18 protein-coding genes are annotated in these 16,309 nt (G+C 62.2%); 16 read left to right on the top strand and 2 right to left on the bottom strand.

Features of this window, described 5'->3' with window-relative positions:
- Positions 1–7: 7 nt before the first annotated feature.
- Together alc and AC1Z3V_RS10550 are read left to right on the top strand one after the other, a co-directional pair.
- Positions 8–1,030: an allantoicase gene (alc, locus tag AC1Z3V_RS10555; protein WP_483498684.1), complete on the top strand. Its 1,023-nt coding sequence runs from the start codon at positions 8–10 to the stop codon at positions 1,028–1,030.
- 108 nt (positions 1,031–1,138) lie between these two features.
- Positions 1,139–1,624, top strand: a complete 486-nt coding sequence (locus tag AC1Z3V_RS10550; protein ID WP_429811268.1) for an ureidoglycolate lyase — start codon at positions 1,139–1,141, stop codon at positions 1,622–1,624.
- A gap of 87 nt (positions 1,625–1,711) precedes the next feature.
- Here the strand turns inward: AC1Z3V_RS10550 and AC1Z3V_RS10545 are convergent, their stop codons facing one another.
- A complete protein-coding gene (locus AC1Z3V_RS10545; RefSeq protein WP_483498683.1) occupies positions 1,712–2,560 on the bottom strand; it encodes a helix-turn-helix transcriptional regulator in 849 nt (282 codons plus the stop codon).
- A 112-nt stretch (positions 2,561–2,672) separates the two neighbouring features.
- Between AC1Z3V_RS10545 and AC1Z3V_RS10540 the strand changes: the two genes are divergently transcribed.
- Positions 2,673–3,926: a cytochrome P450 gene (locus AC1Z3V_RS10540; protein ID WP_483498681.1), complete on the top strand. Its 1,254-nt coding sequence runs from the start codon at positions 2,673–2,675 to the stop codon at positions 3,924–3,926.
- A 41-nt stretch (positions 3,927–3,967) separates the two neighbouring features.
- The gene (locus tag AC1Z3V_RS10535) at positions 3,968–4,288 is read left to right on the top strand and encodes a 2Fe-2S iron-sulfur cluster-binding protein (protein ID WP_483498680.1); all 321 of its coding nucleotides are present in this window, start codon (positions 3,968–3,970) and stop codon (positions 4,286–4,288) included.
- Between the two features lie 156 nt (positions 4,289–4,444).
- Here the strand turns inward: AC1Z3V_RS10535 and AC1Z3V_RS10530 are convergent, their stop codons facing one another.
- Positions 4,445–5,737, bottom strand: a complete 1,293-nt coding sequence (locus tag AC1Z3V_RS10530) for an NCS2 family permease (protein WP_483498679.1) — start codon at positions 5,735–5,737, stop codon at positions 4,445–4,447.
- Between the two features lie 428 nt (positions 5,738–6,165).
- Here AC1Z3V_RS10530 and AC1Z3V_RS10525 point away from each other — a divergent pair, with 428 nt between their 5' ends.
- From AC1Z3V_RS10525 to AC1Z3V_RS10470, 12 genes are all read left to right on the top strand, one after another.
- Positions 6,166–6,363, top strand: coding sequence for a heavy-metal-associated domain-containing protein (locus AC1Z3V_RS10525; RefSeq protein WP_429811260.1), 198 nt, complete (start codon positions 6,166–6,168; stop codon positions 6,361–6,363).
- A gap of 293 nt (positions 6,364–6,656) precedes the next feature.
- Positions 6,657–9,170 (top strand): heavy metal translocating P-type ATPase, encoded by a 2,514-nt coding sequence (locus AC1Z3V_RS10520; protein ID WP_483498677.1) that lies wholly within the window; start codon positions 6,657–6,659, stop codon positions 9,168–9,170.
- A gap of 99 nt (positions 9,171–9,269) precedes the next feature.
- Positions 9,270–9,740: a Cu(I)-responsive transcriptional regulator gene (cueR, locus tag AC1Z3V_RS10515; protein WP_483498676.1), complete on the top strand. Its 471-nt coding sequence runs from the start codon at positions 9,270–9,272 to the stop codon at positions 9,738–9,740.
- Between the two features lie 92 nt (positions 9,741–9,832).
- Positions 9,833–10,222, top strand: a complete 390-nt coding sequence (locus AC1Z3V_RS10510) for a hypothetical protein (RefSeq protein WP_483498675.1) — start codon at positions 9,833–9,835, stop codon at positions 10,220–10,222.
- A 202-nt stretch (positions 10,223–10,424) separates the two neighbouring features.
- Positions 10,425–10,655, top strand: coding sequence for a hypothetical protein (locus AC1Z3V_RS10505; RefSeq protein ID WP_173518693.1), 231 nt, complete (start codon positions 10,425–10,427; stop codon positions 10,653–10,655).
- Positions 10,652–12,115, top strand: coding sequence for a TolC family protein (locus AC1Z3V_RS10500; RefSeq protein ID WP_483498673.1), 1,464 nt, complete (start codon positions 10,652–10,654; stop codon positions 12,113–12,115). Before AC1Z3V_RS10505 ends, AC1Z3V_RS10500 begins: the two co-directional genes overlap by 4 nt.
- Positions 12,116–12,128: 13 nt before the next feature.
- Entirely contained in the window at positions 12,129–13,466 is a 1,338-nt protein-coding gene (locus AC1Z3V_RS10495) for a multicopper oxidase family protein (RefSeq protein ID WP_483498672.1), read from the top strand.
- A 50-nt stretch (positions 13,467–13,516) separates the two neighbouring features.
- On the top strand, positions 13,517–14,002 hold the full coding sequence (locus tag AC1Z3V_RS10490) for a cupredoxin domain-containing protein (RefSeq protein WP_483498670.1): 486 nt from the start codon (positions 13,517–13,519) through the stop codon (positions 14,000–14,002).
- A gap of 27 nt (positions 14,003–14,029) precedes the next feature.
- Positions 14,030–14,320: a copper-binding protein gene (locus AC1Z3V_RS10485; RefSeq protein WP_483498669.1), complete on the top strand. Its 291-nt coding sequence runs from the start codon at positions 14,030–14,032 to the stop codon at positions 14,318–14,320.
- 83 nt (positions 14,321–14,403) lie between these two features.
- On the top strand, positions 14,404–14,868 hold the full coding sequence (locus AC1Z3V_RS10480) for a DUF411 domain-containing protein (protein WP_483498667.1): 465 nt from the start codon (positions 14,404–14,406) through the stop codon (positions 14,866–14,868).
- Positions 14,869–15,411: 543 nt separating this feature from the next.
- Positions 15,412–15,666, top strand: a complete 255-nt coding sequence (locus AC1Z3V_RS10475; protein WP_429811240.1) for a type II toxin-antitoxin system VapB family antitoxin — start codon at positions 15,412–15,414, stop codon at positions 15,664–15,666.
- Positions 15,666–16,052 (top strand): type II toxin-antitoxin system VapC family toxin, encoded by a 387-nt coding sequence (locus AC1Z3V_RS10470; RefSeq protein WP_483498666.1) that lies wholly within the window; start codon positions 15,666–15,668, stop codon positions 16,050–16,052. Before AC1Z3V_RS10475 ends, AC1Z3V_RS10470 begins: the two co-directional genes overlap by 1 nt.
- Positions 16,053–16,309: the final 257 nt, after the last annotated feature.

Raw genomic sequence — 16,309 nt, 5'->3', positions numbered from 1 at the left:
TCCCGCGATGACGACCGACGGCGTGCGCCCGCCCGAATTCGCGCTGAACGCGATCAACCTCGCCTCCGCCGGTCTCGGCGCGCGGCCGGTCTTCGCAAGCGACGAATTCTTCGCGCCGCTCGAGCGCATGCTCCAGGACGCACCGCCTGTCTATCACCCCGGCGTCTACGATGAGAACGGCAAGTGGATGGACGGCTGGGAGACGCGGCGCCGCCGCGGCCCCGGCAACGATCACGCGATCATCGCGCTGGCCGCGAATGGCCGTATCCACGGCTTCGAAGTCGACACGGCGCATTTCACCGGCAACTATCCGAGCGCCTGTGCCATCGACGCCTGCCTGGTACCGGGAGAGCCTAACGAGGAGACGGTCTGGACGGAACTGGTGTGCCCACGGCCGCTCGGCCCGAGCGCGCTGCATCACTTCGAGGCGAAGTCGGATGCAGTCTGGAGCCATGTCCGCCTGCGCATCTATCCGGACGGAGGCATTGCCCGTCTGAAGGCCTACGGCACGCCGGCCCTCGACCGGGCGGCGATCGGCGATACGGTGGTCGACCTCGCTTCGTCGCTGCTCGGTGGGCGCATCATTGCCTATTCGAACGGGCACTACGGCCACCAGCGCCTGCTTGCGCCCGGACGCGGCATCAACATGGGCGACGGCTGGGAAACCCGCCGGCGGCGCGAGCCCGGAAACGACTGGATCGTCGTGAAACTTGCCGCACGCGGCGAAGTCGAGCGCATCGTGGTCGATACCGCCCATTTCAAGGGCAATTATCCCGACGCCTGCTCGCTGCAGGCGGTCGACCTCGGAGCAGCCGCCTGCGACGTGGCCGCGTCCGTCACGGCATCGTCGATGTTCTGGCGTGAGGTCCTGCCGCCGCGCAAACTCGCGGCCGACAGCATCCACAGCTATGAAGCCCACGAAATCGCCGCCTCTGGTCCGGTGACCCATGTGCGTTTCAACATCTTCCCCGACGGCGGCGTCAGCCGGCTGCGTGTCTTCGGGCGTATTGCGAAGGCCGGCACACCTTAGATCGTTTCGCCGAGGAAACGAAATGATCGGACTTGAACCGCAATTCCCTGGGAAATGGCTTTCCACGGAATTGCTGCCATCGATCAACATTGGACGGAGGAGCGTCGCATGAAGGAGATCGTCATACAGCCACTGACCCGGGAGGCCTTTGCGCCCTTCGGCGACGTGATCGAAACGGAGAATGCCCACAACTTCCCCATCAACGGCGGCAAATGCACCCGCTTTCACGACCTCGCCAAGATCGAGACCACGGGCGAGAAGGCCCGACCGATGATCAGCCTGGTGCGTGGCGAGCCCTATCCGCTCCCGCTGAAACTCACCATGGTCGAGCGTCATCCGCTCGGCAGCCAGGCCTTCATCCCCTTGAGCGACAATCCGTTTCTCGTTGTCGTATCCCGGGAAACCGACGAAGGCCCGGGTGAACCGATCGCCTTCAAGACCACGCCGGGCCAGGGCGTCAACATCGCCCGCAATGTCTGGCACGGCATCCTGACGCCGCTTGACGACGTCTCGGATTTCGCGGTGGTCGACCGCGGCGGCGAAGGCGTGAACCTGGAGGAACATTTCTTCAAGGAGCCGTTCCTGATCGTGTGAATGAACGCATGACCCGGTCGTCCGGTCGGGTTCATCGGTGCGCCAGGGCCTCGCTGGCCGCCGAAATCGAATGATACGACTGCGGCATCAATAGCCGCCATCGCGCCTGAACTTCGTCGGCGTGTATCCCGTCAACCGCCGGAAATCGCGCGAGAAATGATAGGGATCTGGATAGCCGCAGACGGCCGCTACCGCCGACACCTTGGCGTCGGGGCCGACCAGCAGACGTTTTGCCTGATTGATGCGCTCGTGGCGCAACCAATCCATCGGTGTGGTGCCCACCATGTCGCGAAAGCGGCGAAAGAGCTGCGACTGGCTGAGCCGCGCTAGGGTCGCGAGATCATCGATGGTCCAGGCTCGGGCGAGATCCTCACGCATCGCTGAAAGAACAGCCAGCAAACGGTCCTCGTCCGGCGCATCCTCGGCCGGCTCACGACCGGTCAGACGCGGCCCGATCATGTCCGCAATCAGCCCGGAGATGGCCGCACTCGCCAAGGCATCGGTCGCCGGCGAGCGTTGCGCAAGATATCCGCTCACGGCCTCGAAGGCAGCGCGTGGCGTCGGTGGATCCCTGGGCACGAACAGCGGCGACTGCTGCACGCCGAGGAATTGATAGAGCGCATCAAGCCCGTGTCCCTCGATTCCCATCCAGAGATAAGACCAGTTTTCATTGTCGGGCGCGCAGCTATGCGCGTAGGCCTGGGCGGTATCGAGCCAGGCGACGCTGCCCGTTTCGGCGAGGAAGCGTTGTCCACGCACCTCGATCAGCCCACAGCCGCCTGTCGTGTAGACGAAGACATGCTGGTGGAACCGCTTGCGGATCGGCGCCTCCTCCGGACGGGCCGTTCGGCTTCCGGCAACGAGCGCCAGATAAGGGAACGCATCGGCAAATCTCGCCGGCGTATGGAAGTGGATCTTTTCGTTTTCAGAAAGCATCTGCGCTTTCTGTCAGGCGATGCGAGTTTTGTCCATCATCTTGCGACAGCCCACCATTCCCAGCTAGACGATGTTGACGCTATCATGCAGCTTTATGCACGGAGTGTTGCCCATGACCGAAGCCGCGTCGAACAGCGAAATAGCGGATTTGATCTTCGCGCCGCTGTCCCCGGATTTTGCCCGCGATCCCTATCCGACCTACCGCGCTTTGCGCGAGAAGGAGGGGCTGCATTATTTCCCGGACTTCGACATTTGGCTGGCTTCGCGCTTCGAGGACGTTTCGGCAATCGTCATGGACAAGCGCATGGTGCGCTCGCTGGAGGACATCGCGACGGCGGAGGAGTTGGCGGAACTGCAGCGCGCCGGCAATTGGCATGACATGCCGCACCACGAGCGCTTCGTGCAGTTCAGCTTGCTCGATAGCGACGGCGCGGTGCACGACCGGCTGCGCAAGCAGGTGTTCAAGCTGTTCACGCCGGCCATGATCGCCAAGCTTCGCGACCAGATCCAGGCCTATGTCGACCGCCTGATCGACAGCCTTGCCGATCGCGGCGAGATCGATTTCGTCGACGACCTGGCCGCCCACGTTCCCGGCCATATCATCGGCCGCCTACTCGGCGTTCCGGACGAAGACTGTCCCCAGCTTCGCATCTGGTCGGAGAACATCGTGCAATTCTTCGACGTCGACCGCTCCGACGCCCGCAAGAAGATCGCCGAGGACAACACGACCGAATTCTACGAATATCTGACGGCGCTGAAGGCCGAGCGCGAGCGGGCGCCGAAGGATGACCTAATTTCGGTGCTGATCGAAGCGGAACGCTCCGGCGCAATGAACTTCGACGAGTTCATCTCGACCTGCATGCTGATCCTGATGGCTGGCCACGGCTCGACGATCGACGTACTCGGCAGCGGCATGCATGCGCTCCTGCGTTTCCCCGAACAGATGGCGCGGTTGCGCAACGATCCCGGCCTGATCCAGACCGGCGTGCAGGAGATGTTCCGCTACGAGTTGCCGCTTCCGTTTTTCCATCGCCATTGCGTCGAGGATGTCGAAATCTGCGGCCGGCGCTTCGAACGGGGCACCAAGTTCGGCCTGCTCTACGGTGCTGCCAACCGCGATCCGAAGCAGTTCGAGAATGCCGATGCCTTCGACATCGGCCGCACGCCCAACCGGCACCTCGCCTTCGGTGGCGGCGTGCATTTCTGCCTCGGCAACCATCTCGCACGTCTCGACATGGATATCATCTTCAGCACGCTGCTTCGCCGCTGCCCCATCATCGAACTCGTCGACCGGGAACCGGAATACAAGCGCGGGCTCTCGGTCCGCGGCCCCAAGCGGCTGAAAATCGCCATCCGCCCGGCCTGACCCGAACCGACACCAACATTTTCAAGAACCGGAGAATACCCATGCCCAAGATCGTCTTCATCGGCGCGGACGGCACGACGAAGGAAGTGCAGGCGGAGGTCGGTCAATCGCTGATGTCCGCCGCCGTGCAGAACGGCATCGACGCCATCGCCGCCGAGTGCGGCGGCTCCTGCGCCTGCGGCACTTGTCATTGTTACATCGACGGAGAATGGACCGAGCGATTGCCGGTGCCCGAATTCCAGGAGCAGGACATGATCGAGTGCGTCGTCAACCCGAACGAGAGAAGTCGCCTGAGCTGTCAGATCATGGTCACGGCGGAGCTCGATGGCCTGGTGGTGCACCTGCCGGCGGGGCAATACTGAGCAGATCCAGGAAAAGTTTGAAGCGGTTATCCGTCCGGATTTGCGTATTTTAAAACCAAATCGACACAAAAGGGCCGGAGCGACATTTCGTTGCTCCGGCTAGCACTTACGGGGAAGTTCTGATTGGTCGAGGCGGCATGCCTTGGCCAATTTTCGTCATCCTGCAAAGAACGCGAAGCGGACGATGAAGAGCGCCGCAACGATCTGGGTTGCCGGGTGGATGACGCTCCATTTGCCGGTGCAGACCTTCAAGACGACGTAGCTGACGAAACCGAACGCAAGACCATTGGCGATCGAGTAGGTGAAGGGCATGGCGAGCGCGGTGAGCGCAGCCGGTGCCGCTTCCGTCAGGTCGTCCCAGTCGACTTCGGTCAGCTCGCGCATCATCAGGCCGGCGACGTAGAGCAGAGCCGGAGCCGTTGCATAGGACGGAACGGCGGCCGCCAGCGGCGAGAAGAACAGCGCTGCCAGGAAAAGCACGCAGACGGTGAGCGCAGTCAGCCCGGTACGGCCGCCGGCCTGAACGCCCGAAGCGCTTTCGACATAGGCGGTGGTGCTGCTGGTTCCGATCAGCGAGCCGGCGACGATCGCCGTGCTGTCGGCGAGAAGCGCGCGACCGAGACGGCTCGGCTTGCCCTCTTCGACCAGCTTGGCGCGCTTGGCGACACCGATCAGCGTGCCGGTGGCGTCAAAGACTTCGACGAGAACGAAGACGAGGATGACATGCAGCAGGCCGCCATGCAGGGCGCCCATGATGTCCAACTGCAGGAAGGTTGGCGCAATGCTTGGCGGTACCGAGACGACCCCCTTGAACTCGCTGACGCCGAGGATCATCGACAGAACCGTGACGACCAGGATGCCGATCAGGATTGAGCCGCGAACCTTCAGTGCGTCGAGCACGGCGATGACGAAGAAGCCGAGGATGGCAAGCAACGGTCCAGTCTGTTTGAGATCGCCGAGGCCGACGAGCGTTGCCTGATTGTCGACGACGATGCCGGCGTTCTTCAAGGCGATGATGCCGAGGAAGAGGCCGATACCGGTGGCGATCGCACTTCTGAGCGAATGCGGAATCCCGGCGATCAGCCAGCTTCTGACACCGGTGACGGTCAGGATCAGGAAGATCACGCCCGAGATGAAGACCGCGCCCAGCGCCTGCTGCCAGGTGAAGCCGAGGGCGGCGACCACGGTGAAGGCGAAAAAGGCGTTGAGGCCCATGCCGGGCGCCATGCCGATCGGCCAGTTGGCGACAAGCGCCATGACGGCAGAACCGAGGGCCGCAGCGATACAGGTTGCGACGAAGACGGCATCCCTATCCATGCCCGTGCTCGACAGGATGTCGGGGTTGACGAAGATGATGTAGGACATCGTCAGGAATGTCGTAATACCGGCGATCACCTCGGTGCGCGCCGTCGTCTGATGCTCTTTCAGCTTGAATAGTCGTTCAAACATCTTTCCTCCCTTGGCGGCGTCACCACGACGCAGCCGAACGACAGAGATCGGGAAACCGTCTCCTCCAGTTCCCGCTCAGTGCATTTCGAAACGCCCGGGGTTTCCGGGTCGATCGCTTCACGAACCGCTCTCGGTTCGTGCCGGCTGGCGATCGTCCGCCCTCTTTCAGACGACGCGAATGCCTTTTGCACAGCCTTTGGATTGTGCGTCTTCCGGAGCCGGACCGCTAGCCGTCCATTCCCGGGATCGATTATGAAAGACTTTCAAATTTTTCGGAGCATTAGTCGGCGCCCAAACGGCGTCTTTCGCGTGTCCGCTACCACCTGAATGGGCCAATAAACCCTTGAAAAATATGTTGGGAGGCCCTCTTGACCTTCCAAGGGTGGGAACCGCCATGTTTCTCTCACAACGAAACGAAGGAGACAAGCATGCAGACCTACAAGATCGACAACATGACCTGCGGCCACTGCGCCGGTGCCGTCCAGAAGGCGATCCTGAGCGTCGACCCGCAGGCGACGATCAAGGTCGATCTCGGCAACAGGGAGGTCAGCGTCGAGACCGCTGCCGGCCCCGATGCAATCGGCGACGCCCTGAAGGCTTCCGGCTACGAGAGCCACGCGCTCTGACGATGCTCCGTGCGGATAACTTCCGACCAAACGTCCCGGCCATGTCGGGGCGTTTTTCTTTGGTTCGTAGTTCGCCGAAAGCGCTCTCCGTCCAGCGGAAGAAATTTATAAGCCCTGCCCTTGACCTTCCAACGGTGGGAACCCCTACCTTCCCGTCATAGGAAGCTTTGAGACCTACCAAACGCACTGAAGTTCATCTCTCATTTCGTCGCACGGAAGTTCGGCGGCACCCTCGACCTTCCCATCGCTGGAAGGCCCAGATTGCGATAAAAGACTGTGAAAGGAGCACGATCATGGGATCGGTGACCCCCATTAGAAATAACGACGTCGAAGCGATTTCCGCCGCTTTCAGCGCCAGCATTCCCGTCGAGGGCATGACCTGCGCCTCCTGCGTTGCACGCGTCGAAAAGGCGATTCGCGCCGTCCCGGGCGTGACTGCGGCCTCGGTCAACCTTGCGACCGAGCGCGCCGACGTTCGCTTCGATGCCGGCACCAAATCGGCCGATATCGTCAAGGCCATCGAAAATGCCGGTTACGGCGCGGCCGAAGACACGATCGAGTTCACCATCGAAGGCATGACCTGCGCCTCCTGTGTCGCCCGCATCGAAAAGGCACTGAAGACGGTGCCGGGTGTCACCGAAGCCAACGTCAATCTGGCGACCGAGCGCGCTTCGGTCCGCGTGACGAAGGGGATCGCAACGGCCGCGGCGCTCGAAGAGGCGGTTCGTGTTGCCGGCTACTCGGCCAAGCGCATCACCGGCGACGACAGCGTCGATCGTGAAGGCGAAAAGCGCGAACAGGAGACCCGAAAGCTCGCCCGCTCGCTGTTGCTGGCAGGTGTGCTGACGCTGCCGATCTTCGTGCTCGAAATGGGCTCGCACTTCGTCCCGGCAGTGCATGATTTCGTCATGACCAATATCGGCATGCAGGAAAGCTGGTACCTGCAGTTCGTGCTGACGACGCTGGTGCTCTTCGGCCCGGGCCTGCGCTTCTATCAGAAGGGCGTGCCTGCCCTCTTCCGCCTGGCTCCGGACATGAACTCGCTGGTCGCGATCGGTACCTCCGCCGCCTGGATCTATTCGGTCGTCGCAACCTTTGCGCCGGACCTCCTGCCTGACGGTACCGCCAACGTCTATTACGAGGCCGCGGCCGTCATCGTCACGCTGATATTGCTCGGCCGTTTCCTCGAAGCGCGCGCCAAGGGTCGGACCTCCGAGGCGATCAAGCATCTGATGGGCCTGCAGGCCAAGACTGCCCGCGTCGTTCGCGACGGCGAAACGATCGAGGTCCCGCTCTCCGATGTCCACACCGGCGACACCGTACTCGTGCGCCCCGGCGACCGGGTGCCGGTGGATGGCAGCGTCATCGACGGCAACTCCTATGTCGACGAATTGATGATTACGGGCGAACCGGTTCCGGTCGAAAAGATCGCGGGCAGTGAAGTCGTCGGCGGCACCATCAACAAGACAGGCTCCTTCACCTTCCGTGCGACCAAGGTTGGCGCCGACACGGTGCTGGCGCAGATCATCAAGATGGTCGAACAGGCTCAGGGCGCCAAGCTACCGATCCAGTCGCTGGTCGACCGCGTCACCGCCTGGTTCGTGCCCGCGGTCATCACCGTTGCTCTCGTCACCTTCGGCATCTGGCTGGTCTTCGGCCCCGATCCGGCCCTGACCTTCGCGCTGGTCAACGGCGTTGCGGTGCTGATCATCGCCTGCCCCTGCGCCATGGGCCTTGCCACTCCGACGTCGATCATGGTCGGCACCGGCCGCGCCGCCGAAATGGGCGTTCTCTTCCGCAAGGGCGAGGCGCTGCAGACGCTGCGCAATGCCACCGTCATCGCCGTCGACAAGACCGGCACCTTGACCAAGGGCCGGCCGGAACTCACCGACCTCGAAACTGCCGAGGGCTTTGAACGTGACGCCGTGCTGGCATTGGTCGCCGCCGTCGAGACCCGCTCCGAGCACCCGATTGCCGAGGCGATCGTCGAGGCGGCCAAGGCAAAAGGTCTGGCAATCGCTGAGCCCGCGAGGTTCGAAGCCATTCCCGGCTTCGGTGCCAGCGCTGAGGTCACGGGCCGCACCATCCATGTCGGCGCAGACCGGCTGATGGCGCAGCTGAAGCTCGATGTCTCCGCCTTTGCCGAGCAGGCGGCCCGTCTTGGCTCGGAAGGCAAGAGCCCGCTCTATACGGCGATCGACGGCAAGCTCGCGGCAATCATCGCCGTTGCCGACCCAATCAAGGAAACAACGCCGCAGGCGATCCGCATACTGCACGATCTCGGCCTCAAGGTCGCGATGATTACCGGCGACAACCGTCGCACCGCGGAAGCCATTGCCGCCAAGCTCGGCATCGACGAGGTCATTGCCGAAGTCCTGCCGGACGGCAAGGTTGCTGCTCTGAAGAAGCTGAAGGAAGGCGGACGCGCGGTTGCCTTCGTCGGCGATGGCATCAACGATGCACCGGCGCTGGCCGAAGCCGATGTCGGGCTTGCGATCGGCACCGGCACGGATGTCGCCATCGAAAGTGCCGATGTCGTGCTGATGTCCGGTGATCTCCTGGGTGTTCCAAATGCCATCGCACTGTCCAAGGCAACGATCCGCAACATCAAGGAGAATCTCTTCTGGGCCTTCGCCTACAATGCGGTGCTGATCCCGGTTGCCGCCGGAGCGCTCTATCCGCCCTACGAGCTCCTGCTGTCGCCGATCTTCGCAGCCGGCGCCATGGCGCTCTCCAGCGTCTTCGTGCTCGGCAATGCCTTGCGCCTCAGGGCGTTTCGCCCGGTGGCCGCAGCACGCACGGCATAACTGGCATTCTCCCCGGTCTCCTGCCGTCGCGTGGCGGCAGCCGGGGAGAGCCCCTATATTCGAAGGGAATGGCCGCAAGGCGGTAGCAAGGATGAAATCATGAATATCGGTGAAGCCTCACGCGCCTCTGGCGTTTCGACGAAAATGATCCGCTATTACGAGACGATCGGTCTCATTCCACCGGCCGATCGCAGCGAGGCCGGCTACCGCAACTATGGCGAAAACGACATCCACACACTGCGCTTCATCCGCCGTTCGCGGGATCTCGGCTTCACCGTCGAGCAAATGGCGGATCTTCTGGCGCTTTGGCGCGACCGGTCACGCGCCAGCGGTGAGGTCAAGAAGATTGCGCTCGAACATGTGGATATCCTGGAGCGCAAGGCCGAGGAACTGAAGGCGATGAGCCGGACGCTCAAATATCTCGCCGCCCATTGCAACGGCGACGGACGCCCGGAATGTCCCATTCTCGATGACCTCGCCGACGCCGGAAATACGCCGGGCAAGGCGACGGAGCCCGCCCGCTTCGGCACGGCCGGCATCGATCCGGTTCGTAACCGGCGGCACGGATGACACCGGTGCGCCTGGCCCGGTCTCACGCGTTTGTGACGCGGCTGAGCGCCAGCCGCATTGACAGGAATCAACTGCGTTTCTACGGATCGATCATGGAAAAGGTGCGAATCATATATCTGCGTTTGCGGATTGCGCTGAAGCTGGCGATCGCTTTGTCGCTGGCCCTGCTGCCCTTTTCCACCGCCTCCGGCATGATGCATGCGGCCGCGCATGGCTCGATGCAGATCGAGGCGTCCGCCAATCCGACGCAAGTTGCGACCGAGCACTGCCCGAGCCTCGACAAGGGCAAGGTGGAGCCGAGCCAGGAAAACGGCAAGAGCGACAAGAAGGATTGCTGCAAGACCTTCTGCGCCGCCGTGGCAGTGCTTGGCGATGCCGACGGGAGCCATCCTGCTTTCCCACGCTCGGTCCGCAATTTTGGACCACACCCGCAGCTCACTCCGGGTGAGCTCGACGGACTTCATCGTCCCCCAAGAGCCTGACTTCGCGAATCCGTGACCGCGAATGCATGTTTCCCTTGATCCTAGCCGATTTGAGGGGCTGAACCTGCAGTAATTCAAAGTGTTACAGCAAGCTTTGCGCGTCCAGTGAGGCGCACGGCGCTGTAGCGCGGTCCGCGACGAGGCCCGCCCGGTCTGTTTCCTGTCGTCGCCGATCTCTGCCCTTCACATTTCAGGTTTGACCATGAAACGATTGTTTTCCATGGCGCTCCTGCCCATCATCCTGGGCGGATGCGCTGCCACTTTGCCTGCCGAGGTTTCAAGCCTTGGCGATCCCGCTGACAGCTCCAGCGGCATTCGAAGCACGCAGTACCGTAGCCCCATTTCGGGCTACACCCATCGCGAACCGACCGGCCCCAAGGCCTGGGGTCCGCTCAACGACGCGCAGTCAACCGCCAAGGGAGACGCGTCATGAGGCTCGGTCGTTTCAATCTCGTGGCAGCGATCGGACTGCCGCTCGTGCTTGCTGGCTGCGCCACCAATGCCGAATATTCGGCGAAGGATGCCGGCTTTGCGACCGTGGATGCCAAGATCTCCACGGCGGCGACCAAGAAAAGCGTCTGGATCCAGAATCGCGAACAGGCCGACAAGGTCAATGCCGAGGTCAAAGCGCTGCTGAAGCGCAAAACGGTCGACGCCGACACCGCCGTTCAGATCGCCCTTCTCAACAACAAGGGGCTGCAGGCGGCCTATGCCGATCTGGGCGATGCATCAGCGGATGCCTGGCAGGCGACGCTGTTCCTCAACCCCACCGTCTCGATCGGCACGACCGGCATCGGCACACCGGAGTTGCAAGCGTACAAAGCTATCGAGGGTCTCGTCACCACCAACATCCTGGCACTCCTGACCCGCGACAAGAATATCGCCGTCGCCGATGCGCGCTTCCGCCAGGCACAGCTCGACGCGGCACTCAGCACCTTGCAGCTTGCCGCCGAAACGCGCCGCGCCTGGATCGAAGTAGTCGCTGCATGGGAAACCGTCGGGCAGCTCAGCCAAGCACAGGCTGCGGCGGACGCCTCTTCCGAACTGGCGGCGAAACTCGGCGAGACCGGTGCCATGGGCAAGGGCAATCAGGCGCGTGAGCACGTCTTCAACGCGGAACTCGCCGGCCAGGCGGCCGAAGCCCGGCTTGCGGCGCGTCTTGCCAAGGAAAACCTCACACGGCTGATGGGCCTCTGGGGCGCCGACGTTGACTACCAGGTCCCGAACCGCCTGCCGAACCTGCCGAAGACGCTCGCCCGCAAAGACAGCATCGAGGCGGAAGCTTTGAAGCGCCGCGTCGACCTCCAGATCGCGCGGCTCGATCTCGAAGCCGTGGCGAAGTCCTACCAACTGACCGAAGCGACCCGCTACGTGACCGATCTTGAATTGGTCGCCGGCGCCGAAACCGAGCGGGAGCGCGAGGATCACGACACCGAGGTCGAGACAACAGGGCAATTCGAGCTCGAATTCGTCATCCCGATTTTCGATAACGGAAGTGCGCGCATGCGCAAGGCCGAACTCGCCCATATGCGGGCGGCGAACCTGCTTGCGGAAAAGGCGGTCAACATCCGCTCGGAAGCACGCTCGGCCTATGAGGCCTATCGCTCGCGCTACGAGATTGCTCGGCACTACCGCAACAATGTCGTGCCGCTGCGAACGAAGATCGAGGAGGAAGCGACGCTCAGCTACAACGGCATGATCACCAGCACCTTCGAACTGCTTGCCGACGTCAGGGCCAAGGTGAACTCGACGGTGCTTGCCGTTAACGCGAAGCGCGATTTCTGGCTGGCCGATGCCGATCTGATGACAGCCATCCATGGGGGCGGATCAGGCGGATCGGCTGGAGCAGCAGCGGCACCGGCAGCGGCCGAAGCCGGCGGCGCAGGACATTAAGAAGGATCACGTCATGTTCAACAGAAGGCACTTCCTCGGCGCCGGCGCAGCTCTCGTTTCGACCGCCGCCTGGGCCCAGACCTCCAACACCGGCCTGCCCGAAGCGGCAAGCATGGACAACGCCACCACGCAGAAGCCTCTCGTTCCGACGAGCGGACCCGACTACAATCCCGTCGTCACCCTCAACGGCTGGACGCTGCCCCACCGCATGAACAACGGCGTCAAGGAGTTCCACCTGGTTGCCGAGCCGGTCGAACGGGAAATGGCGGATGGCATGACCGCCTATCTGTGGGGCTATAACGGCCAGTCACCGGGTCCGACGATCGAGGCGGTCGAAGGCGACCGCGTCAGGATCTTCGTCACCAATAAGCTGCCGGAGCACACCACCATCCATTGGCACGGCATGATCCTGCCGTCGGGCATGGATGGCGTCGGCGGCCTGTCGCAGCCGCATATTCCAGCCGGCAAGACCTATGTCTACGAGTTCGACCTCGTGAAGTCCGGCACCTTCATGTACCACCCGCATGCCGACGAGATGGTGCAGATGGCGATGGGCATGATGGGCTTCTTCGTGGTGCACCCGAAGGATCCGAACTTCATGCGCGTCGACCGCGACTTCGTGTTCCTGCTCAACGCCTATGACATCGATCCCGGCACCTATGTCCCGCGCATCATGGAAATGACCGACTTCAACATGTGGTGCTGGAACAGCCGCATCTTCCCGGACATCGATTCGCTGGTTGTTTCCAAGAACGACCGGGTGCGCGTGCGGGTCGGAAACCTCACCATGACCAACCATCCGATCCACATGCACGGCTACGATTTCGAGGTGACCTGCACCGATGGCGGCTGGGTGCGCCCCGAGGCGCGCTGGCCGGAAGTGTCGATCGACATTCCTGTAGGCGCCATGCGCGCCTACGAATTCGACGCCAAGTACGAGGGCGACTGGGCGATCCACTGCCACAAGTCGCACCACACGATGAATGCGATGGGACACGACATCCCGACCTTCATCGGCGCCGACAAGAAATCGGTCGCGGCGAAGATCCGCAAGGTCAAGCCCGACTACATGCCCATGGGTACGGCCGGCATGGCCGATATGGGCGAAATGGAAATGCCGCTCCCCGACAACACGATCCCGATGATGACCGGCTGGGGTCCGCACGGCGCGCTGGAGATGGGCGGCATGTTCTCGGTGGTGAAGGTGCGCGAGGGCATCTCTGCCGGCGATTACAACGACCCCGGCTGGTACGAAAACCCGCCGGGAACGCAAGCCTGGGAGTGGACCGGCGAACTGCCGGAAGCAACTCGGGCCAAGGATGCCAAGACCGTGATCACGCCGAAACCATGACGGAACGGCAGATCGCAATGAACTCTCTCAAATCCACCAGGAAACATACGATGAAGAAGACAGCTTTCGCTCTGGCACTCATTGCCGCCTCCGCCCTTTCCTCCCAGGCACTTGCCAGCGGCAGCCATGCCGGTGGCCACGGCAAGGTGTCCATTGGCGAAGCCGGCGACAAGAAAAAGGCGACCCAGACGATCCGCATCACCATGAAGGAAACCGACGACGGCAAGATGATCTTCGCCCCGGCGACCATCAAGGTCCGACAGGGTCAGACGGTCCACTTCGCGATCAAGAACGCAGGCGAACTCGCTCACGAATTCGTCCTCGACGACAAGGCGACGATCCAGGAACACAAGGCCACCATGGAGAAGTTTCCCGACATGGAGCACGACGACCCGAACGCCATTCGCCTCGAGCCCGGCAAGTCCGGCGACATCTACTGGACCTTCACCAATGACGGCACCTTCGAGTTCGCTTGCCTGGTGCCCGGCCACTACGACGCCGGCATGCACGGTCCGCTCGACGTCGTGAAGAAGTAACCAAGAGCAAAAGGAAAGGATGAAACCATGAAGACAGTACGTGCCCTCTTCGCGGCGCTCGCGCTCGCTGTCACCGCAACGTTTGCCCTCCCCGTCCAGGCGGCGGAGTTCACCAAGGGCGTCGTCAAGAAGATCGACACCAAGGCCAAGAAGGTGACGATCGACCACGAGGACCTGAAGAACCTCGACATGCCGGCCATGACCATGGTGTTCCGCGTCGGCGACGACGCTCTGCTGGCCAAGCTCAAGGAAGGTGCCGCGATCGAATTCGTCGCCGACCGGGTCAACGGCAAACTGACCGTGACCGAAATCAAGTAACTGCGACAATGAGCCCGGGTCGACTTCGCGCGGCCCGGGCGCCACAATCCTCTCATCAAGCAGAAACGGGAAAGGAGCGTCCGATGGACGTGTTACGCAGGCATTTCGTTGCAGGCGCGATTGCGGGCATCACCCTCTTTGCGACAGGCGCTGCGGCGGCAACGGGCACCATGGCCATCTACAAGGATCCGCAATGCGGCTGTTGCGAGCAATGGGCCGAAGCGATGGAGGCAGCCGGCTACAAGGTCGACATCCACGACGAAGCCGATATGTCGGTCATCAAGACGCGCTTCGCAGTGCCGGCCGACATTGAAGGCTGCCACACCGCCGTCATCGACGGCTATGTCATCGAGGGCCACGTGCCGCTGGAAGCAGTCCGCAAGCTTCTGTCTGAGCGGCCCGATATCGCCGGCCTCGCCGTCCCCGGCATGCCCTCAGGCTCGCTCGGCATGGGCGACGATCCGCAGGCCTCCTATGACGTCTATACGATTGCCAAGGCGACCGGCGCGCAGTCGACGGTCTACTATCAGGTAAGACCGACGAAATAGGGTGTTGCCGCAGCGCGGCTGGCCCAATACTCCGAGGCGCTTGCGCGATGGTGGAGGCGCCTTGGACTTCAATGAGGTCCGGCTCAGGCCGTTGGTCAGTAGAGCCGAAATTCATTGCACTCTCCGCTTGGCCTCTTCATGGGATGTTGAGCAATGGCTTTTGACGTTTCCAGAGCCAGTTGCGACGGCCGTAGACAAAGGCTTTCGGTGCTCTCGTTGCTCATGACAACGGCGTGCTCTCGCCGACGACCGCTTCGCTCAAGCCCCCATGGTCGATCCCATGTATCCTCGGTACCCTCTCCGTTCCCCGATGGTCGCTCGAATTTTCGCGGGCGCAATTACCCGCCAACCGCAAACCACAAAAACCACCGATTTCGAGCAAATCGCCTAACTCCACCCCGGATCGATTTGGAACCAACGTGGCAGACTGGTATACGCTTGCGCTCAAGTTTCTGGAAGGTTTCGACCAGATACGACGTCCAGGCGCTTGCGCCTCGGCCGAGGCAAGGTAGAATATAGACGATTAGGAACCAAGGCACCAGAATGGCTCTCAGCATTAAGGATCTAGAGACGGAACGTCTCGCAAAGGCACTGGCCGAGAAAACCGGCGAGACCATTACCATGGCGACCCGCCGGGCACTGGAGGAACGGCTGCGACGCCTCGCAAACGTGGGAAATCGCGATGTCCTTCTCGAAGAGCTCGCTTCCAGCCGCAAACGTTGGGCCAAGCTTCCGGTTCTCGACAACCGCTCTGCCGACGAGATTCTAGGGTATGACGAAAACGGACTTCCGAGCTGATGGTAATCGACACGTCCGCCATCGTCGCGATCGCATTTAATGAGCCGGAAGCAGAAACCTACGAACAAAAAGTCGTTGACGCTCCACGGCGCTTCATTTCCGCCGCGACAGTCCTGGAACTCGCCATCGTCATTGAAGCGCGCCTCGGCGAGGCAGGTGCCGCAGAGCTTGATCTGTGGCTTTACAAGGCGAGTGTCGAAATCGTCGCCGTCGACGCAGAGCAGATCGCGGTGGCAAGGCGAGCCTGGCGCAGTTATGGCAAGGGCCGACATCCCGCCGGTCTGAACTATGGGGATTGCTTTTCGTATGCGCTGGCCAAGACACGCAGCGAACCGTTGCTCTATAAAGGCGATGATTTCTCGCGCACGGACATCGAGGCTGCATGATCCGGCGCGAGCTCGGTGATGAGCCGAGACTTCAGTCGGCACCATGCTTGTCCATTAGAAGCTCGGCATTGAGATGATCAAGGCCTCCATTGCACCCCTCTCCACCGCCACGAGGTTCTCGTCTCGTAGGGCCGGCAGCAGGCTTGCGCCGGCGAATGCTTGGTCAATCTGTGTGATCCGGCCCTACTCTTGACGCCTTTGCTTCCGGCGCCGCCGCGTCCAAGCCAACGCGGCGGAAGGTCGGCATGCGGCTGGCT

The organism is Ensifer sp. 38_S197, from assembly GCF_056924495.1.
The sequence above is the reverse complement of the archived record's forward strand: the minus strand, read 5'-3'. Positions and strand labels throughout refer to the sequence as shown.